The sequence below is a fragment of the Bengtsoniella intestinalis genome, assembly GCF_039719005.1.
Classification (GTDB): domain Bacteria; phylum Bacillota; class Clostridia; order Oscillospirales; family Oscillospiraceae; genus Oscillibacter; species Oscillibacter intestinalis.
Map to the genome: position 1 here is coordinate 1,841,837 of NZ_CP133584.1, position 16,584 is coordinate 1,858,420.

At 51.6% G+C, this 16,584-nt stretch carries 11 protein-coding genes; 7 read left to right on the plus strand and 4 right to left on the minus strand.

What is annotated here, in order from left to right:
* Positions 1–25: 25 nt before the first annotated feature.
* The 4 genes from mutS to ftsH form a co-directional block, all read right to left on the minus strand.
* Positions 26–2,617 carry a DNA mismatch repair protein MutS gene (gene mutS, locus RFF05_RS08915; RefSeq protein WP_409969996.1) on the minus strand — a complete coding sequence of 864 codons (2,592 nt, stop codon included), beginning with the start codon at positions 2,615–2,617 and terminating at the stop codon, positions 26–28.
* A 93-nt stretch (positions 2,618–2,710) separates the two neighbouring features.
* The gene (locus tag RFF05_RS08920; RefSeq protein WP_409969997.1) at positions 2,711–3,073 is read right to left on the minus strand and encodes a four helix bundle protein; all 363 of its coding nucleotides are present in this window, start codon (positions 3,071–3,073) and stop codon (positions 2,711–2,713) included.
* A 59-nt stretch (positions 3,074–3,132) separates the two neighbouring features.
* Entirely contained in the window at positions 3,133–4,551 is a 1,419-nt protein-coding gene (miaB, locus tag RFF05_RS08925) for a tRNA (N6-isopentenyl adenosine(37)-C2)-methylthiotransferase MiaB (RefSeq protein ID WP_409969998.1), read from the minus strand.
* Between the two features lie 1,110 nt (positions 4,552–5,661).
* Positions 5,662–7,728, minus strand: a complete 2,067-nt coding sequence (gene ftsH / locus RFF05_RS08930) for an ATP-dependent zinc metalloprotease FtsH (protein ID WP_409969999.1) — start codon at positions 7,726–7,728, stop codon at positions 5,662–5,664.
* A 206-nt stretch (positions 7,729–7,934) separates the two neighbouring features.
* Here ftsH and rlmB point away from each other — a divergent pair, with 206 nt between their 5' ends.
* The 7 genes from rlmB (at position 7,935) to RFF05_RS08965 (ending at position 16,381) form a co-directional block, all read left to right on the plus strand.
* Positions 7,935–8,705: a 23S rRNA (guanosine(2251)-2'-O)-methyltransferase RlmB gene (gene rlmB / locus RFF05_RS08935; protein WP_409970000.1), complete on the plus strand. Its 771-nt coding sequence runs from the start codon at positions 7,935–7,937 to the stop codon at positions 8,703–8,705.
* Between the two features lie 127 nt (positions 8,706–8,832).
* Positions 8,833–11,154: a hypothetical protein gene (locus tag RFF05_RS08940; protein WP_409970001.1), complete on the plus strand. Its 2,322-nt coding sequence runs from the start codon at positions 8,833–8,835 to the stop codon at positions 11,152–11,154.
* Positions 11,155–11,400: 246 nt separating this feature from the next.
* Positions 11,401–13,467 (plus strand): elongation factor G, encoded by a 2,067-nt coding sequence (locus tag RFF05_RS08945; protein ID WP_409970002.1) that lies wholly within the window; start codon positions 11,401–11,403, stop codon positions 13,465–13,467.
* Positions 13,468–13,902: 435 nt separating this feature from the next.
* Positions 13,903–14,445: an NADH peroxidase gene (locus RFF05_RS08950; RefSeq protein ID WP_409970003.1), complete on the plus strand. Its 543-nt coding sequence runs from the start codon at positions 13,903–13,905 to the stop codon at positions 14,443–14,445.
* 31 nt (positions 14,446–14,476) lie between these two features.
* Complete coding sequence (locus tag RFF05_RS08955) at positions 14,477–14,611, plus strand: rubredoxin (protein WP_409970004.1); 135 nt, start codon at positions 14,477–14,479, stop codon at positions 14,609–14,611.
* A gap of 848 nt (positions 14,612–15,459) precedes the next feature.
* A complete protein-coding gene (locus RFF05_RS08960) occupies positions 15,460–16,047 on the plus strand; it encodes a hydrolase (RefSeq protein WP_409970005.1) in 588 nt (195 codons plus the stop codon).
* A 55-nt stretch (positions 16,048–16,102) separates the two neighbouring features.
* Positions 16,103–16,381, plus strand: a complete 279-nt coding sequence (locus RFF05_RS08965) for a hypothetical protein (RefSeq protein ID WP_409970006.1) — start codon at positions 16,103–16,105, stop codon at positions 16,379–16,381.
* Positions 16,382–16,584: the final 203 nt, after the last annotated feature.

Sequence of the window (16,584 nt, forward strand, 5' to 3'; positions counted from 1 at the left end):
GTTGAGGGGATGGGTGCGCCACCCATCAAAGCCCTTGTTTCCACTGATATAACAAATTCAGCGCTTCCACTGGGGTGAGGGTGTCTACTTGGGTGCGGCGCAATTGCTCAACGATGGACGCCCCTTGCAAGGCGGTCATATCCAGTTGGTCATCGGCTACCACCACCGTGGATTGGATGCCGTTTTCCGCTTCCAAATCTGCCAAAATTGTCTTGGCACGCCCAATCATATCCTTGGGCAGGCCAGCCAGCTTGGCCACTTCAATGCCGTAGCTTCTGTCTGCGCCACCAGAGATAATTTTGCGCAAAAACACAATGTCATCTCCACGGGTTTTCACCGCCACAGAGAAGTTGGCGGTACCTGGCAAAGTATGTTCTAGGTCGGTCAGCTCATGGTAATGGGTGGCAAACAGGGTCTTTGCCCCCAAAGTTTTGGGATTGGCGCAATGTTCCACCACGGCACGGGCAATGGCCATGCCGTCATAGGTGGAGGTACCACGGCCAATTTCATCTAAAATCAGCAAGCTGTCACGGGTGGCTTCTCGTAGCATCTGCGCCACCTCGCTCATTTCCACCATAAAAGTGGATTGGCCTGCGGTCAAGTCATCGCTGGCCCCGATACGGGTGAAAATGCGGTCCACCACGCCAATACAGGCGCTGGACGCTGGGACAAAGCTGCCCATCTGCGCCATCAGCACCATCAGTGCCACTTGGCGCATATAGGTGGATTTACCAGCCATGTTGGGGCCAGTAATGATGGCGCACCGTTGGTCTGTTTTGCCCATAAAGGTATCGTTTGGCACGAACAAACTATCGCGGAGCATTTGCTCCACAACAGGGTGTCGCCCTTGGTGAATGTCAATGGTGCCAGACTCGTCCACTGTGGGACGGCAATATTGGTTGGCCACCGCCACACGGGCAAGGGCGGTGTACACATCTAACTCTGCCACTTGGGCGGCACTGTCTTGGATGCGGCGCACCTGCGTCATGACACGCTGGCGCAGCTGTTCAAACAGTGCCCCTTCCAAGGTCACCACACGGTCTTTGGCGGTTAAAATGGCGCTTTCCACTTCTTTGAGCTCTTGGGTGATGTACCGCTCGGCATTGGCGGTGGTCTGCTTACGGATGTAGGTTTCAGGGACCAAATCGATAGAAGCCTTAGGCACCTCAATATAATAGCCAAAAACACGATTATAACGCACTTTTAAAGTGCGAATGCCTGTGGCTTCCTTTTCTCTGCCCTCAATTTCCATGGTGAGATTGGTGCCACCGTCTAACAAGTCACGAAGGCGGTCAACCTCAGGGTCAAAGCCTTTTTTAATCATTTTCCCCTCTCGAATGGTCAGGGGTTGCTTTTCATCTAACGTGGCTTGAATGTCTTGGCACACGTCGGCGCACACATCTAGCCCCTGAGACAATTCGCCCACACGCCCTGTGGTGAAGCCTGCAATCCACTGGGCAATCACGGGCAAGCGCTCTAAACCGCTGGCAAGAGCAATCAAATCACCGCCACGGGCATTGCCATAGGCCACGCGCCCCACCAAACGTTCCAAATCACCCATGCCAGTCATGGCGCTTGCCAATTCTTCACGAGAGACGGTGTTGCCCACCAAATCTTCCACTGCCCCAGAGCGCTTGGAAATGGCGGCAATATTCCGCAAAGGCTGTTCTAGCCAGCTCCGCATCAACCGACCACCCATAGGGGTTTTCGTCTTATCCAACACCCACAACAAACTCCCCTTTTTTTCACGGGAACGGAGGGTTTCTGTCAACTCTAAGCTGCGCCGCGCCGACAAATCCAAGGCCAGAAAATGACCGCCTTGGTAATAGTTCAATTGGTTCACATGGGACAAATCCGTTTTCTGGGTTTGATGCAAATAATGGAGCAAACCAGTCAAAGACAGGGCAACAGAGGGATTGTCCATGGGCATTTGATTGTGCCCTTCTTCCCCAAACTGAGCCACAATGGTCTCATAGGCCGCAGACATCTCAAACCCTTGCGCCAGTTCACCAGAGCAAGAAAGCTTGTCTTGCAAAAAGTCGCGAATGCTGGCATCGTCCCAAGCAGTTTGGTTTAACAGGGCTTCCGCTGGCTCAAAATGCCCCAACTCACGGCACAATCCAGACACGGCTTCCTTGCCGACAAAGCCAGTCACATGAACTTGCCCTGTGGACAAATCGCAAAAGCTGACCCCTGCAGTATCCACCCCACGGTGGATGGCGCAGAGAAAACTACTGCGTTTTTCCTCCAAGGTGGCACCATCCATCACCGTACCGGGGGTCACCACACGAATTACATCACGGCGCACCAACCCCTTGGCGGTGGCAGGGTCCTCCACTTGCTCGCAGATGGCAACCTTGTACCCTTTGGCGATGAGCCGCGCAATATAGGCGTCGCTGGCGTGGTAGGGAATGCCACACATGGGTGTCTTTTCCGCCTCGGTTTTGGTGGCGTCTTTATCACGGGTGGTGAGGGTCAGCTCCAGTTCCTCCGACGCCGTACGGGCATCGTCGTTGAACATTTCGTAAAAGTCGCCCAAACGGAAAAAGAGAATGGAATCAGGGTTTTGCGCCTTAATTTCCAAATATTGCTTCATCATAGGGGTTATGGCAGCCATGGGTATCACCTCTTTATAAACTAATAGCTAAGGACTAAAAGTGAAGAACTAAGGAACGCAGTGAGTTTTCTTGTCGTTCTTCACTATTCACTTTTAGTTCTTAGTTTTTTCTTGCTTGCTCGTGTTAAGTGTCGCAATCAGCATGCGCTTGATATCTGTATTTCTCAATTTAATGGATTGGAATTTTTCATCCCAATACCCTGTACGTTCTAATAAAATCAACCAATATTGGGTTTCCGCCGCTTCCTTCAATGCAATTTGCATTTTTGCTATAAAATCTGGTCTACTAATTGCATAATATGCTTCATGAATATTGGAACCAATGCTGGTGCCACTGCGGAGCACCTGTTTGGACATGACAAATTCTTTTTTCTCATACGTCAACCACTTATAAAACCCAACTATCTCTACCGATAATTCAATGGATTGCTTCGCCAAGGTGCTGTTGGTGCCCATCTGCGTTGTTCCTTTCCCGCCCCGTGGGCGGATAGTTCTTCACTTTTCACTTTTAGTTCTTAGTTTGGCGTCGCAACGCCATTCAGCGCAAAGGTATTGCACCCTGTCACTTCCACCATGGCGAAATCGCCAATCAAATTTTTGTCACCTTTCAGGCGCACAAGGCGGTTGCCTTCAGTGCGGCCTGTCAGTGGGAATTCTTCGTCGTCGCTTTCACCGTCTACCAACACTTCAATGGTTTGTCCCACATAGGCTTGGTGGCGAATGCCAGAGTTTTTGTTTTGCACGTTCAATAGCTTGTCAAACCAGACCTGTTTTTCCTCACGGCTCACAGGGTCGGGGAATTCTGCCGCTTTGGTACCGGGACGGGGGGAGTAAATGAAGGTAAACAAGGCGTCAAATCCTTCTTCTGCCACCAAGGAAATGGTGTCTTCCACTTCCTCTGCCGTTTCGCCGGGGAAGCCGATGATTACATCAGAGGTGACCACCAAGTCGGGCATTTTTGCCTTGGCATAGTGGATTAAATCCAGATATTTCTCACGGGTATAGCGGCGGTTCATCACCTCTAACACACGGTTGTTGCCCGATTGGAAGGGCAGGTGCAACTGACGGGCAATGTGCTCACTGCCAGCCATCACGTCGAACAGCTTGTAGGTGGCATCCTTGGGATGGCTAGACATAAAGCGGATGTAATACTTGCCCTCAATTTTATCAATGTCAGCGAGCAAGTCGGCAAAGTCGTAGTCGCCTTCCAAATCGTTGCCGTAGGAGTTGACGTTTTGCCCCAAAAGGGTAATCTCTTTGAAGCCGTCAGCAATCAAGCCGCGGACTTCTTCTAGCACATCTTCCTTGGCACGAGACCGTTCACGGCCACGGACGTAAGGCACAATGCAGTAAGAGCAGAAGTTGTTGCACCCATACATGATGGACACCCACGCACGGATGTTGCCTTCACGGACAATGGGCAACCCTTCGGCAATGGTGCCGTCCTCTGGTGCCACAGAGAACACACGCTTTTTGCTTTGGTACACGTTGTACAGCAGTTCTGGGAATTTCCACAGGGCATGGGGGCCAAAGACAAGGCTCACATGGCGGTAGGTTTCTTTGATGCGCTGACTGACACGCTCTTGCTGTGCCATGCACCCACATAGGCAGATGATTTGGTTGGGATTTTGCTTCAAATTATGCTTGAGCGCACCCAGATTGCCAAAGACGCGTTGCTCGGCGTGGTCACGGATGGCACAGGTGTTTAAAATCACCACATCTGCCGTTTTGGTGTCGCTGGTTAAGGTGAAGCCCATCTCTTGGAGCATCCCCATCAGCTTTTGCCCATCTGCCACGTTTTGTTGACAGCCAAAGGTATCTACACAGGCAGTGGGCGTGGTGTTTCCCACTAAAAAGCGGTTTTTTAAGTCTTGGCAGAACCCTTGCTGACGGGCAATATCCTCTGCAGCAATGGTGGTTGTTTCTTGTTTCAAAGATATGTCTCCTTGCAAATTTCGTTTGCTATCATTATATCATAGTAAGGATGTGAGTACAAGGTGTTTTTTTAGGGTTGTCACTTCCTGTGGAGGCTGCTACCGCAGGGGCTTTCTTCGCCTCCGCCCTTTGTAGGGGTGGCTATTAGCCGCCCGTGAAAATCAATTGCAATTTGCTTCACCCTGTGGGAGTTCTCTTTAGATACACTTTTTCCCACTGCCGTGGAGGGCGCTCGCCGCGCGGGCGTTACTTTGCAAAGATGCAAAGTAACCAAAAATCTTGCACGTGGCAGATGACCACGCGTGGTCATCTGTCTCACGTGCTCCCATTGTATACGGATTGTGCGTATGAGTGGGTGCGGTGCTAACGGGTGGGTTTGTCACACCCGTTCGGCTTTTCATGTGGGATGCGCGAACCAACGCTGATTGCTGCCGCACAGTGTTCGTACGATGACATGGGAACACACATTTGAGGTGCCTTACAGGGTGGACGTCGGTTGGTGCGGTGGCACTGGGGGATGGATGACGGTGGTGGCGCTCAGCGCCACCAATCTACACCGCCCATCACACCTTAGGCACGCCCAAGAAATGGCACCATCTCAATCGCCTCTTCTCCATAGGGCGAAGCCCGAAAGAATACTTCGCGTCAAATCAGGCCACTCGGTGCCGTTCAAAAAGCCAAAGCACTCCAGCGATGAACCCCCGTAAAATCCCTTTTTTTCACTCGACCGCAGTCGTCGTGAAAAAATCGTTTTTTGATTCTTTTTGTCGACACAAAAAGAACGCCCCACCGGCAGGTGACCGCCCCGTAGGGGCAAAAAAACAATTCAGAGTGAATCGGAAAACGGACGCCCAATGGGCGCCCCTACGATGAGGCGGGGGAATGCCACACCGGCAGGTGACCCGTCCGGTAGGGGCAAAAATCTAAAAAAGAGGTGGGGCGCGGGCGACCACAGGTCACCCCTACAATTAGGGGTGGTGGGAACGCCCCACGGCAGTGGAAAGCCCGCCGGCGAGACGCCCCTGCGGTAGCAGACAGTCCAGCAGGTGACCCGTCTGGCAAAACGCAAAAAAAGGAACCGCCGTAACGGTTCCTTTTCCTAAAAAACATTATTCTTCTGTTTTGGGAGCTTCTTCCACGGTTTCTGCCACAGTTTCAACAACTTCTTCTAACACAGGTGCTTCAATTTTTTCAGACACCATGTGGACGTGCTTGGCAGGGGCTTCAATTTCTGCAGGTCGGGTGGAGGAATAGGCATCGTCCACCAAGGCAGGGTCGCGGCCTTCCAAAATGGCCACCATTTCGCCACCTGTGATGGTTTCTTTTTCCATCAAATAAGCAACCACCTTATCCATATCTTCACGGTGGGCTTCTATGATTTCCACAGCCTTATCATAGCATTGCCCCAAAATTTCTCGCACCGCTTCATCCAAATCGGCGGCGGTATCTTGGGCACAATCCATGCCGTAGCCACCTTCCAAGTATTGATTGCGGCGAGAAGCCAGCGCCATCATGCCAAACTTATCGCTCATGCCGAACATGGCCACCATGTTGCGCGCCACAGAGGTGGCATCTTGGATGTCTTGGGCGGCGCCATTGGTCATGGTGTTCAGCACCACTTGCTCAGCGGCACGCCCACCCATAGACACGGTGATGCGACCCATTAGTTCATCTTTGGTGCGCAGTTCGGTTTTATCTTCTTCAGGCATCAACAAAGTATAGCCCAAAGAGCCTTGGGTATGGGGTACAATGGTGATTTTTTGCACAGGCTCGGCATTTTTTTGCTTGTAAGCCACCATGGCGTGACCCACTTCATGGTACGCCACCAGCTTCTTTTCAAAGTCGGTGAGCACACTGCCTTTTTTCTCGCTACCAGCGATGACCAGTTCAAACGCCGCCAACAAATCCTCTTGGGTGACGGTCTTGCGACCCTTACGGACGGCACGCAAAGCGGCTTCGTTGACCAAGTTTGCCAAATCGGCACCCACACAGCCTGCTGTTGCCAGCGCCACTTTTTTCAAGTTCACATCGTCGCTCATGCGAATGTTACGGGTATGGACTTCCAAGGTGGTGATACGACCTGCCAAGTTGGGACGGTCGATGATAATGCGGCGGTCAAAACGACCCGGACGGAGCAAGGCTTGGTCAAGGACTTCGGGACGGTTGGTGGCGGCTAAAACGATGATGCCCTTGGTGGGGTCAAAACCATCTAGTTCTGCCAGCAATTGGTTCAAGGTTTGTTCCCGTTCGTCGTTACCACCCATGCGGTTGTCACGGCTTTTGCCGATGGTGTCGATTTCGTCGATGAAAATGATACAGGGAGCAACTTTTGCCGCTTCTTTGAACAAGTCACGGACACGGCTTGCACCTACGCCCACAAACATTTCCACAAAGTCTGAGCCAGAAATGGAGAAGAAGGGCACGCTGGCTTCCCCTGCCACCGCTTTGGCAAGCAAGGTTTTACCAGTACCAGGAGGGCCGACTAACAAGGCACCTTTTGGCAATTTTGCGCCAATTTCCGTATATTTTTCTGGGCTATGCAAAAAGTCGATGATTTCGGTGAGGGATTCTTTGGCTTCGTCTTGCCCTGCCACATCGGCAAAGGTGACACCAGTGGATTTTTCCATATACACCTTGGCATTGGCCTTGCCAACACCGCCCAGACCGCCCATGCCGCCTTTTTTGTTCATAATCCGCATGACCAGAGAGAACATGAGGAAAATCATCACAAAAGGCAACACATAGCTAATGAGCAAGGTGAGCACAAAGGACAGTTCAGGGGCGGTGTACCCTGTGTAGCCCACGCCGTGGCTTTCTAGCAAGGCATACAAAGACTCGTCGCCCAGTTCATTGGTGTACAGAGTCAGTTCCCCAAGGTCTTCCACTTCGCCATCTTCATTGACGTAAACATAAGCGTCGGTGGGGGTGATTTCTAGCACACCATCGGTGCGGTTGAAGATGACTTCGGTGACGTAACCGTCTTCCACCATGGTGACAAAGTCGCTGTACTTCACCTCACGGGTGACCGCCGCTTCTTGAGAAGCACTTAAATACGAGGAGCCATAGGTGAACAAAATGGTCAATAACAGCGCCCAACTGATTAAAGACATCAATCCACGGAGGTTATTGTTACCTTTTTTATTGTTTTTGTTATTTTTTTTATTGTTTTGCTTCATGGTTATAAGAACCCCTTTCACATAGACCAATGGGGTGATTTTTCCCATTATAATGGAATACGAAAGCTAGTATACCACAAAACTGGAAATTCCACAAGAACGGATGTATGATTTTTTATTGAATTTTATGTGAATAGGGCTTTTTTGTTCACACAATTTGTGGTATACTATCCATGTATAAACAAATTAGAAAATTGAGGTACTCCATGGACAACGAAAAAAAAGACTTACTCACCGCCGAATCTGATGGCGTCATCGAAGGGCGCAACGCTGTGATTGAAGCATTGCGTAGCGAAGCCACCATCGACAAAATCTTCATCCAAAAGGGTGAAACCGACAAAACCTTAGGCCATATCGCCTCCAAAGCCCGTGCCGCTGGCATCGTGGTGGTGGACGCTGACCGCCGCAAGTTAGACGGCATGAGCCGCACCCACTCCCACCAAGGGGTTATCGCCCTGATTGCCGCACGGCAATATGTGGAAGTGCAAGACATTATTGACATCGCCGCAAAAAAAGGGGAGGCTCCTTTGATTGTGGTCTGCGATGAAATCTCTGATCCCCAGAACCTTGGCGCCATCATCCGTACCGCTGAGTGCGCTGGTGCCCATGGGGTGATTATTCCCAAGCGCCGCAGTGCTGGTTTGACTGCCATTGTGGCCAAAACCTCCGCTGGCGCTGTCAGTTATGTGCCTGTGGCCCGTGTGGCCAACATCACCGCCACCTTAAAAGAACTGAAAAAGCAAGGCGTTTGGGTGTATGGCACCGCCGCCGATGGCAAGGCCAGCTTGTATCAAACCGATTTTAAAGGCGCTTGCGCCATCGTCATCGGTAGTGAAGGCGACGGCATGACCCGTCTGGTCAGCGAAACCTGTGACGTGCTGGTCAACATCCCCATGAAGGGACGCCTCAGCTCCCTAAACGCCTCTGCCTCCGCCGCCATTTTGATGTACGAAGTGGTGAGACAGAGATTGGGGTAACGGCGTTTCGTTTAAAACGTAGGGCGGGGGCTTGCCCCCGCCGTCCACAGTAATTGCAAACCTAACGGCGGGGGCAAGCCCCCGCCCTACGGATACGCATTAGCTCATCGAAAGGAGACCCCATCCCATGGCAGGCAAACATGAATCAAAACCCAAGCGCGGCTCTGGCGTCTCCTATGAGCCAGAGTTGGATGCTGTATCCCTAGAGGACATTTTGGCCGAGTATGGCGAAAGCCGTGCCCAGCGGTTGCTCCACCAAGTGGAACAGACCGCCGCCAACGAGCCAGATGAACTGCCCTTAACGCCCCATCAACACCAAAACCCCTTCCCCACCGCCAAGCCAGCGCCCGAGGGCAAACGGCTTCAATTCCCTGACAAAGGCGTGGCTGCGGAAGAGACCCTTTATGACGATAGCGACCCCTTCGCCGAGGACGAAGCCGCCACGGATGAACCTGAGGCAGAAACGCCTGACGAAGTATTTTCCCAACATATGGGGGCTGGCAAACGGGTGGCTCCCCCCAGTCCTGACCAACTGTCCCAAAAACTCTACCACGCGCTGGTGCCCGAAGAAGACGACGAGCCTGACCGCGACGACCCCTTGGACGAACAAGGGTTTACCCCTGAAGATTTTGAAAAACCAAAGAAAGAAGCACCCATTGTCTTCACCCCCTTAAACACCCAAGCCTCTGTAGGGGCCACCGTAGGCGGTTTTTTAGACGAAGATGTAGAACCCATTTTGCAAAAGCGCAAGCGTGGGCTGTTTTCTCGCCGCTTGCAAGAGGAAACCCAGCCTATTTTTGACGAATACGAAGAACCAGAGCCTGAGCCTGAACCAGATTGTAGCGCTCAAGCGGTGAAGCACCGCAAGCGTGTGGCCTATGCCCATCGCTGTAACTTTTGGGCTGTGCTGGTCTGCCTTGTGTTGCCAGTGGTGCACTATTTAGAATTTTACGGCTTGACCATCCCCTATTGGACAGGGGACTTGTTGATGCAAAGCGCCATCACCTTTGGTTGGCTGGCACTACTTAGTCTTTTGTGTGGCAGTGTAATCACCCAAGGCTTCCGCCAATTACGGCGAGGACGGCTGACCATGGAGATTCTAATCACCCTTGCGATGGTGGTGTCTATGGCGGACTGTGGGCGCATTATACTAGAATTGCCCCGTAGCGACGCGCCTTTATATGGTGTGGTATGCGGTGTATCGCTGGTGCTGGCTCTGTGGGGCGTGCGCCAAGGCCACCGTGGACAGTATGAAATGTATCGCACCGCCGCCTTGGACGAACAACCACCGTTCTTGGTGACCCAACTGCCCTCTGGGGCTGGCAAACGGCAGGGCAAAGTCCAAGGGTTTTACACCTGTGCCGAAAAAAGCGACTTTGCCACCCAAGTGCAATCCATTGTTTTACCCTTAATTTTAGTGGGCTCCTTTTTGGCGGCCACTCTGGCCTCCCAAGGGCAGGCGCGAGACTATGACTTTTCCTTAAATCTCTCCGCCATTCTCTGCGCCTGCGCCAACCCAGCGTTGGTGTTGGCATGGAATCTGCCATGGGGACACCTCTCTGCTATTTTGCAAAAAAGCGGCGGCGCCGTGGCTGGCTATGCTGGCGCACGCGCCATCAGTCGCAAGCGCACCATGATTGTCACCGATGGTGACCTGTTCCCCACTGGCACCATGGCACTCAATGGCTACAAACTTTTTGATGAGGATTTGACCCGTGTGGCCTCCTATGCCGCCTCCATCACACGCCGTGCTGGCACAGGTCTCGGGAAGCTGTTCGACAATCTTTCTCGCAGTGAAAGCGGCACCTATTATATTGTAGAGGATTTTGCCTTCTGCGAAGAAGGCGGCTACCGTGGGCGGATGGATCACCGTGAAATCCTCCTTGGCACAGTATCATTTATGCGACAAATGGACGTGGCTATCCCCGGTGGATTGAACCTGAAAACAGGTATTTTCCTTGCAGTGGAAGGCAAACTTTCCGCTGTATTTGCCGTGAAATATCAACCCTCTGAGCACGTGGATGTTGCGCTGAAGCTGATGCGACGCAGTCGCATTGCCCCCATCCTTGCCACCCGTGACCCCAACGTGACTCCGTCGCTACTGCACCGTAAATTCAACTCCCGTCAAATCATCGACTACCCCTATCTGCAAGAGCGGATTGATTTGTCTGAGGAAACCTCTGACCCCAACGACATCCCTCACGCCCTATTACTGCGTGGCGGTTTGCTCCCCTATGCCCGTATGGTGGTGGGCAGTCGTCGTCTGTGCGCCGCCACCCTCAGCTCCACCGCCTTTGGCTTGCTGGGCAGCATTGCTGGCTTGGTGCTAAGCTACTATCTGGTGTTTTTAGGCTCCTACAGCCTGCTCTCTCCCCTAGCCCTTCTGTTTTTCATTTTGCTGTGGTCAGTGCCTGTGGCCATACGGGGGCAAAGCGTGAAACATTTGTAAAAAACGTGTTGCAACGTTATGTTGTAGCACGTTTTTTTACGCAATTGGCACATTTTCCAAATATCGTAAAAATATTTATACAAATCAACCAAATCATTCGTTTCGCATTTAACTTTTCGTGTGATTTTATACAAAAACATCTTGTAATTGCTTCCAAATTCGTATATACTGTAGATAAGCCGATGGTGGCAGGCTCCACCACGGCAGCAATTTTATTCACAGCAAAACGAAGGGAGAACACATCATATGACTGCAAAGGAAATTCGCAATATCTGCTTACTAGGCCACGGCGGGAGTGGCAAGACCTCTCTGGTAGAGAGCATGCTATACCTGACTGGTGGCACCGATCGCTTGGGCAAGGTTACCGATGGCAACACCATCTGCGACTACGATCCAGAGGAAATCAAGCGTAAAATTTCGCTGTCTTTGACGGTGGCTCCCATTGATTATAACGGTTGTAAAATTAACGTATTAGATACCCCAGGGTATTTCGACTTCTGCGGCGAAGCTTTGGAAGCCATGCGTGTGGCTGACAGTGGCATCATCGTGTGCACCGCCAAGGGTGGCGTGTCTGTTGGCACCGAAAAAGCTTGGAAATACTTAATCGACCGTGATATGCCCCGTGCTATTTACGTCTCTAAATTAGATGAAGACGGCGCTGACTTCAACACCGCTTTGGCTGACCTGCGTGCTCACTTTGGGCACACCATCGCCCCTGTGGTCATCCCCATCTGGGACGAAGAAAAACAAATCAACACCCTGCTAGACATCCCTGCCCGTAAGGCGTACGTGATGGACGGCAAGGGCAAGCGTAAAGAAGTGCCCATCCCTGCTGGCAAAGAAGACGTTCTGGAAGAATTCTACGGTCTGCTGTGCGAATCCGTGGCAGAAACCAGCGAAGAAAAAATGGAAAAATTCTTTGCAGGCGAAGCCTTCACCCAAGAAGAAGTGTTCCAAGGTTTGCATGACGGTATCCGTGATTTGCAACTGTGCCCCGTGCTCTGCGGCAGTGGTTACACCGGCCTTGGTACTGTGGCTATGCTAGACGCTGTGGTGCGCATGTTCCCCAACCCTGTGGACGTGCCCTGCCGTCACGGCGCCAATGACCAAGGGGTCATCAAAGACATCGCTTTGACTGAAGATGGCGCACCTTACGCCTTCGTATTCAAAACCACCTCTGACCAATATGGTCGTTACTCCTATTTCAAGGTTGTCACTGGTAAGATTACCCCCGACATGACCTTGACCAACCCCCGTACTGGCGACACCATGAAGTTGGGTCACCTGTACACCATGCGTGGCAAGAAGGCCATCGAAGTCAAGGAAGTATGCTGTGGCGATATCGCCGCTGTGTCCAAGATGGAAAAGCTGAAAACTGGGGACACCATCTGCACCACCGTCACACCTTTGACCCTGCGTGGCATCCCCTTCCCCACACCTTGCTACACCCAAGCCATTGCACCTAAAACCCAAGGCCAAGAAGATAAGGTTGCCGCTGGTTTGAACAAACTGGCTGAAGAAGACCTGACCTTCTCTGTGGTCAACAACGCTGAAACCAAGCAATTGGTGCTCTCTGGCACAGGCGACATCCATCTGGATGTGATTCGTGCCAAGTTACAATCTCGCTTTGGCGTGGAAACCGTCCTCTCTCCTGCCCGTATTGCTTACCGTGAAAAAATCCGCAAGACTGTCAAGGTCCAAGGTCGTCACAAAAAGCAATCTGGTGGTCACGGTCAATTCGGCGACGTATGGATTGAATTCAGCCCACAAATGGATCAAGAAGAACTGATGTTCACCGAAAAAGTGGTGGGTGGTTCTGTGCCTAAGAACTTCTTCCCTGCCGTTGAAAAAGGTCTGCGTGACAGCGTCGGCAAGGGTCCTCTGGCTGGCTACCCTGTGGTGTATTTGAAAGCCACTCTGGTGGACGGTTCTTATCACCCCGTTGACTCCTCTGAAATGGCCTTTAAAACCGCCGCTTCTCTGGCCTTCAAATCTGGTATCGAACAAGCCAACCCTGTGCTGATGGAACCCATCGGTCAACTGAAAGTCATCGTCCCTGATGCCTACACTGGCGATGTTATGGGCGATTTGAACAAGCGTCGCGGTCGCGTGATGGGCACTCTGCCCTGTGGCGATGGGCTTCAAGAAATCGAAGCCGAAGTGCCCATGGGCGAAATGAGCACCTATGCCATCGACCTGCGCTCTATGAGCCAAAGCCGTGGTAGCTTCACTCTGGAATTTACCCGCTATGACGACTGCCCTCCAGCCGCTCAAGAAAAGGCCATTGCCCAAGCAAAGGCTGACGAGAAATAAGGACTATGTAATTTTCAAAATACAGGGAATGGTTTTTACCATTCCCTGTATTCTTGTCTATACGTAGGGCGGGGGCTTGCCCCCGCCGTTTCCCCATACATCGGATGCGGCGGGGGCAAGCCCCCGCCCTACGGGTCTCAAATTGCACCATTTCCTCCCCCACACCGTAGGGAGCGATGCCCTCGTCGCTCCGTTCCTCCCCTCTCCCTCTAGCCCGTCCAACTTCCACCAAAAATTAGTTTTCACTAACTTTTTAATGCCAAAACTTTCACAAATACAGTTAGCAGAAACTAATCTAAAAACATTTGAATATTTTTACAACTGTTGCAATTACCACTTCACAGATGGAAATAATCTGTTATACTGAATACAGAAACTAAGATTAAGGATTACAAATCCTAACAAAAATATTACTTATTTACGGAGGAAATTATTATGAAGAAGTTTATCTGTTCTGTGTGCGGTTATGTTCACGAAGGCGACTCCGCTCCTGCTGAATGCCCCCTGTGCCATGTTGGCGCTGAAAAGTTTAACGAACAAGCTGGCGAAATGAGCTGGGCTGCTGAACACGTTCTGGGTGTGGCTTCTGGCGTATCTGAAGAAATCATGGAAGGCCTGCGCGCTAACTTTGCTGGCGAATGCACCGAAGTTGGTATGTATCTGGCTATGGCTCGTGTGGCTCACCGTGAAGGCTATCCCGAAATCGGTATGTACTGGGAAAAGGCCGCTTACGAAGAAGCAGAACACGCTGCAAAGTTCGCAGAACTGCTGGGCGAAGTTCTGACCGACTCCACCAAGAAGAACTTGGAACTGCGTGTTGACGCTGAAAACGGCGCTACCGCTGGCAAGTTTGAACTGGCTAAGCTGGCTAAGGCCGCTAACCTGGACGCTATCCACGACACCGTCCACGAAATGGCTCGTGATGAAGCTCGGCACGGCAAAGCATTTGCTGGTTTGCTGGCTCGCTACTTCGGTTAATCCCAAATTCTAAATAAGGAGGCAATTTCTCATGAAATATACCTGTGAACCCTGTGGTTACGTATACGACCCTGCCGAAAACGACGGTGTTGCATTCGAAAACCTGCCCGACGATTATGTCTGCCCCATCTGTGGCTTAGGCAAAGATGTCTTCGTGGCTGAATAAGATTTTTAAAACGGAGTAGCCTTTGGCTATTCCGTTTTTTCTTTTACAGTACAGCAATTTCCTTCACCCTGTGGGAGTTTTCTTTTGATAGACTTTTTCTCCACTCCCGTGGGGGCTGCTGCCGCAGGGGCTTTTTTTTCCCACTCCCGTGGGGCTGCTCGCCGCGCGGGCATTACTTTGCAAAGATGCAAAAGAAACAAAAAATCTTGCACGTGGCAGATGCCCACGCGTGGTCATCTGTCTCACGTGCTCCCATTGTATACGGATTGTAGGTGTGAGTGGGTGCGGTGCTATTGGGGCATCTGGCTCACACCCGTTCGGCTTATCATGTGGGATGCGCGAACCAACGCTGATTGCTGCCGCACATTTCTCGTACAATGACATTGTACCACGCATTTAAGGTGCCTAAGATTGTGGACGTCGATGGGTGCGGTGGCGTTGGGGGGGGCGCTGACCTGCGGTCAGCTTGATGTTGGGTGGTGCTGGCACCTTTGTAGGGGCGACCTGCGGTCGCCCGTGTTTCCCAACACCACCGCACCACACCACACCCACACCCTAGGCACGCCCAAGAAATGGCACTATCTTTCTGCAACATCGCAACAGGGCGAAGCCCGATAGGTCATGCAGAGTCAAATCAGGTCACTCGGTGCCGTTCAAGCGAGCGTGGCACTCCAGCGATGAGCCCTCGTAAAAACCCCCTTTTTTCACTCGACCGCAGTCGTCGTGAAAAAATCGTTTTTTGATTCTTTTTGTCGATACAAAAAGAATGCCCCACCGGCAGGTGACCGCCTTGCCAAACACCATCAACAATGGTACAATATACCAAATCACATTCTGGAGGTAATCCCATGGACTGTCCCAATCGCAGCGAATCTCTTGCCCTTTTGCAAAAATACAACCAAGAACCCTTCCACATCCTCCACGCCTTAACCGTGGAAGGCACCATGGCTTGGTATGCCCAAGAATTGGGCTATGGTGACCAAACTGAATTTTGGGCCACTGTGGGTCTGCTCCACGACGTAGACTTTGGCTCTTTCCCTGAGCAACACTGCATCAAAGCCCCAGAATTATTGGCAGAAGTGGGCGCCAGCGGTGACTTTATCCATGCCGTCTGCGCCCACGGCTACGGCATTTGCTGTGACATCGAACCTGTGCTAGAGATGGAAAAAGTGCTCTTTGCCGCCGACGAACTCACTGGCCTCATCGGTGCCGCCGCACGGATGCGCCCCAGCAAAAGCGTGCAAGACATGGAGCTTTCCAGCTTGAAAAAGAAATATAAAGACAAAAAATTCGCCGCAGGCTGTAGCCGAGATGTCATTGCCCAAGGGGCAGAGCGTCTGGGGTGGAGCTTGGACGAATTGCTAGAAAAAACCCTATTTGCTATGCGTAGCTGCGAAGAAAAAGTGGCAGCAGAATATGCCTCCTTGGTGGGATAAATTAAACTTATAAACGCGGCTTTGCGTCGCCCACATTCCTATCAGGAGGCTTGCCATGATTATATTGCTACGCTTAGCCTTATATTTGGGCATCATTTTGCTGTTTGTGGTGATGCCACCCCTGATGTTGGGATTTGTTCTGGCACGCAATCTATCTTGGTGGACAAAGCACGACAAGGTGAAAGACTACGTAACAGTCAAATCGCCCAAGTTGTCACGGTTGCTGGTAAAGTGGTGTCACGGATATTTCACCAACATACCCAAGTGGAGTTTGCTGTATTGCGTCAACGCACACCCCCATCGCCTGTCCATTCTGGGGCAATCGACCATGTAATTGTGTCGATTATATCCCTCTTTTGGGCATACCACATGGTGGGCTATTTCTTCTTTTCAGATGTTTCTAATCACAACATTCCCTTGGCCATTATCCTGTTGACGTGCCATGCTGTGGTGGCCTTTGCCCTCAGCCTCTGGAATAAACAACACCGCAGGCCTTCCAATACCATGACCCGTGCAGAATGGAACTTATACAAAAAA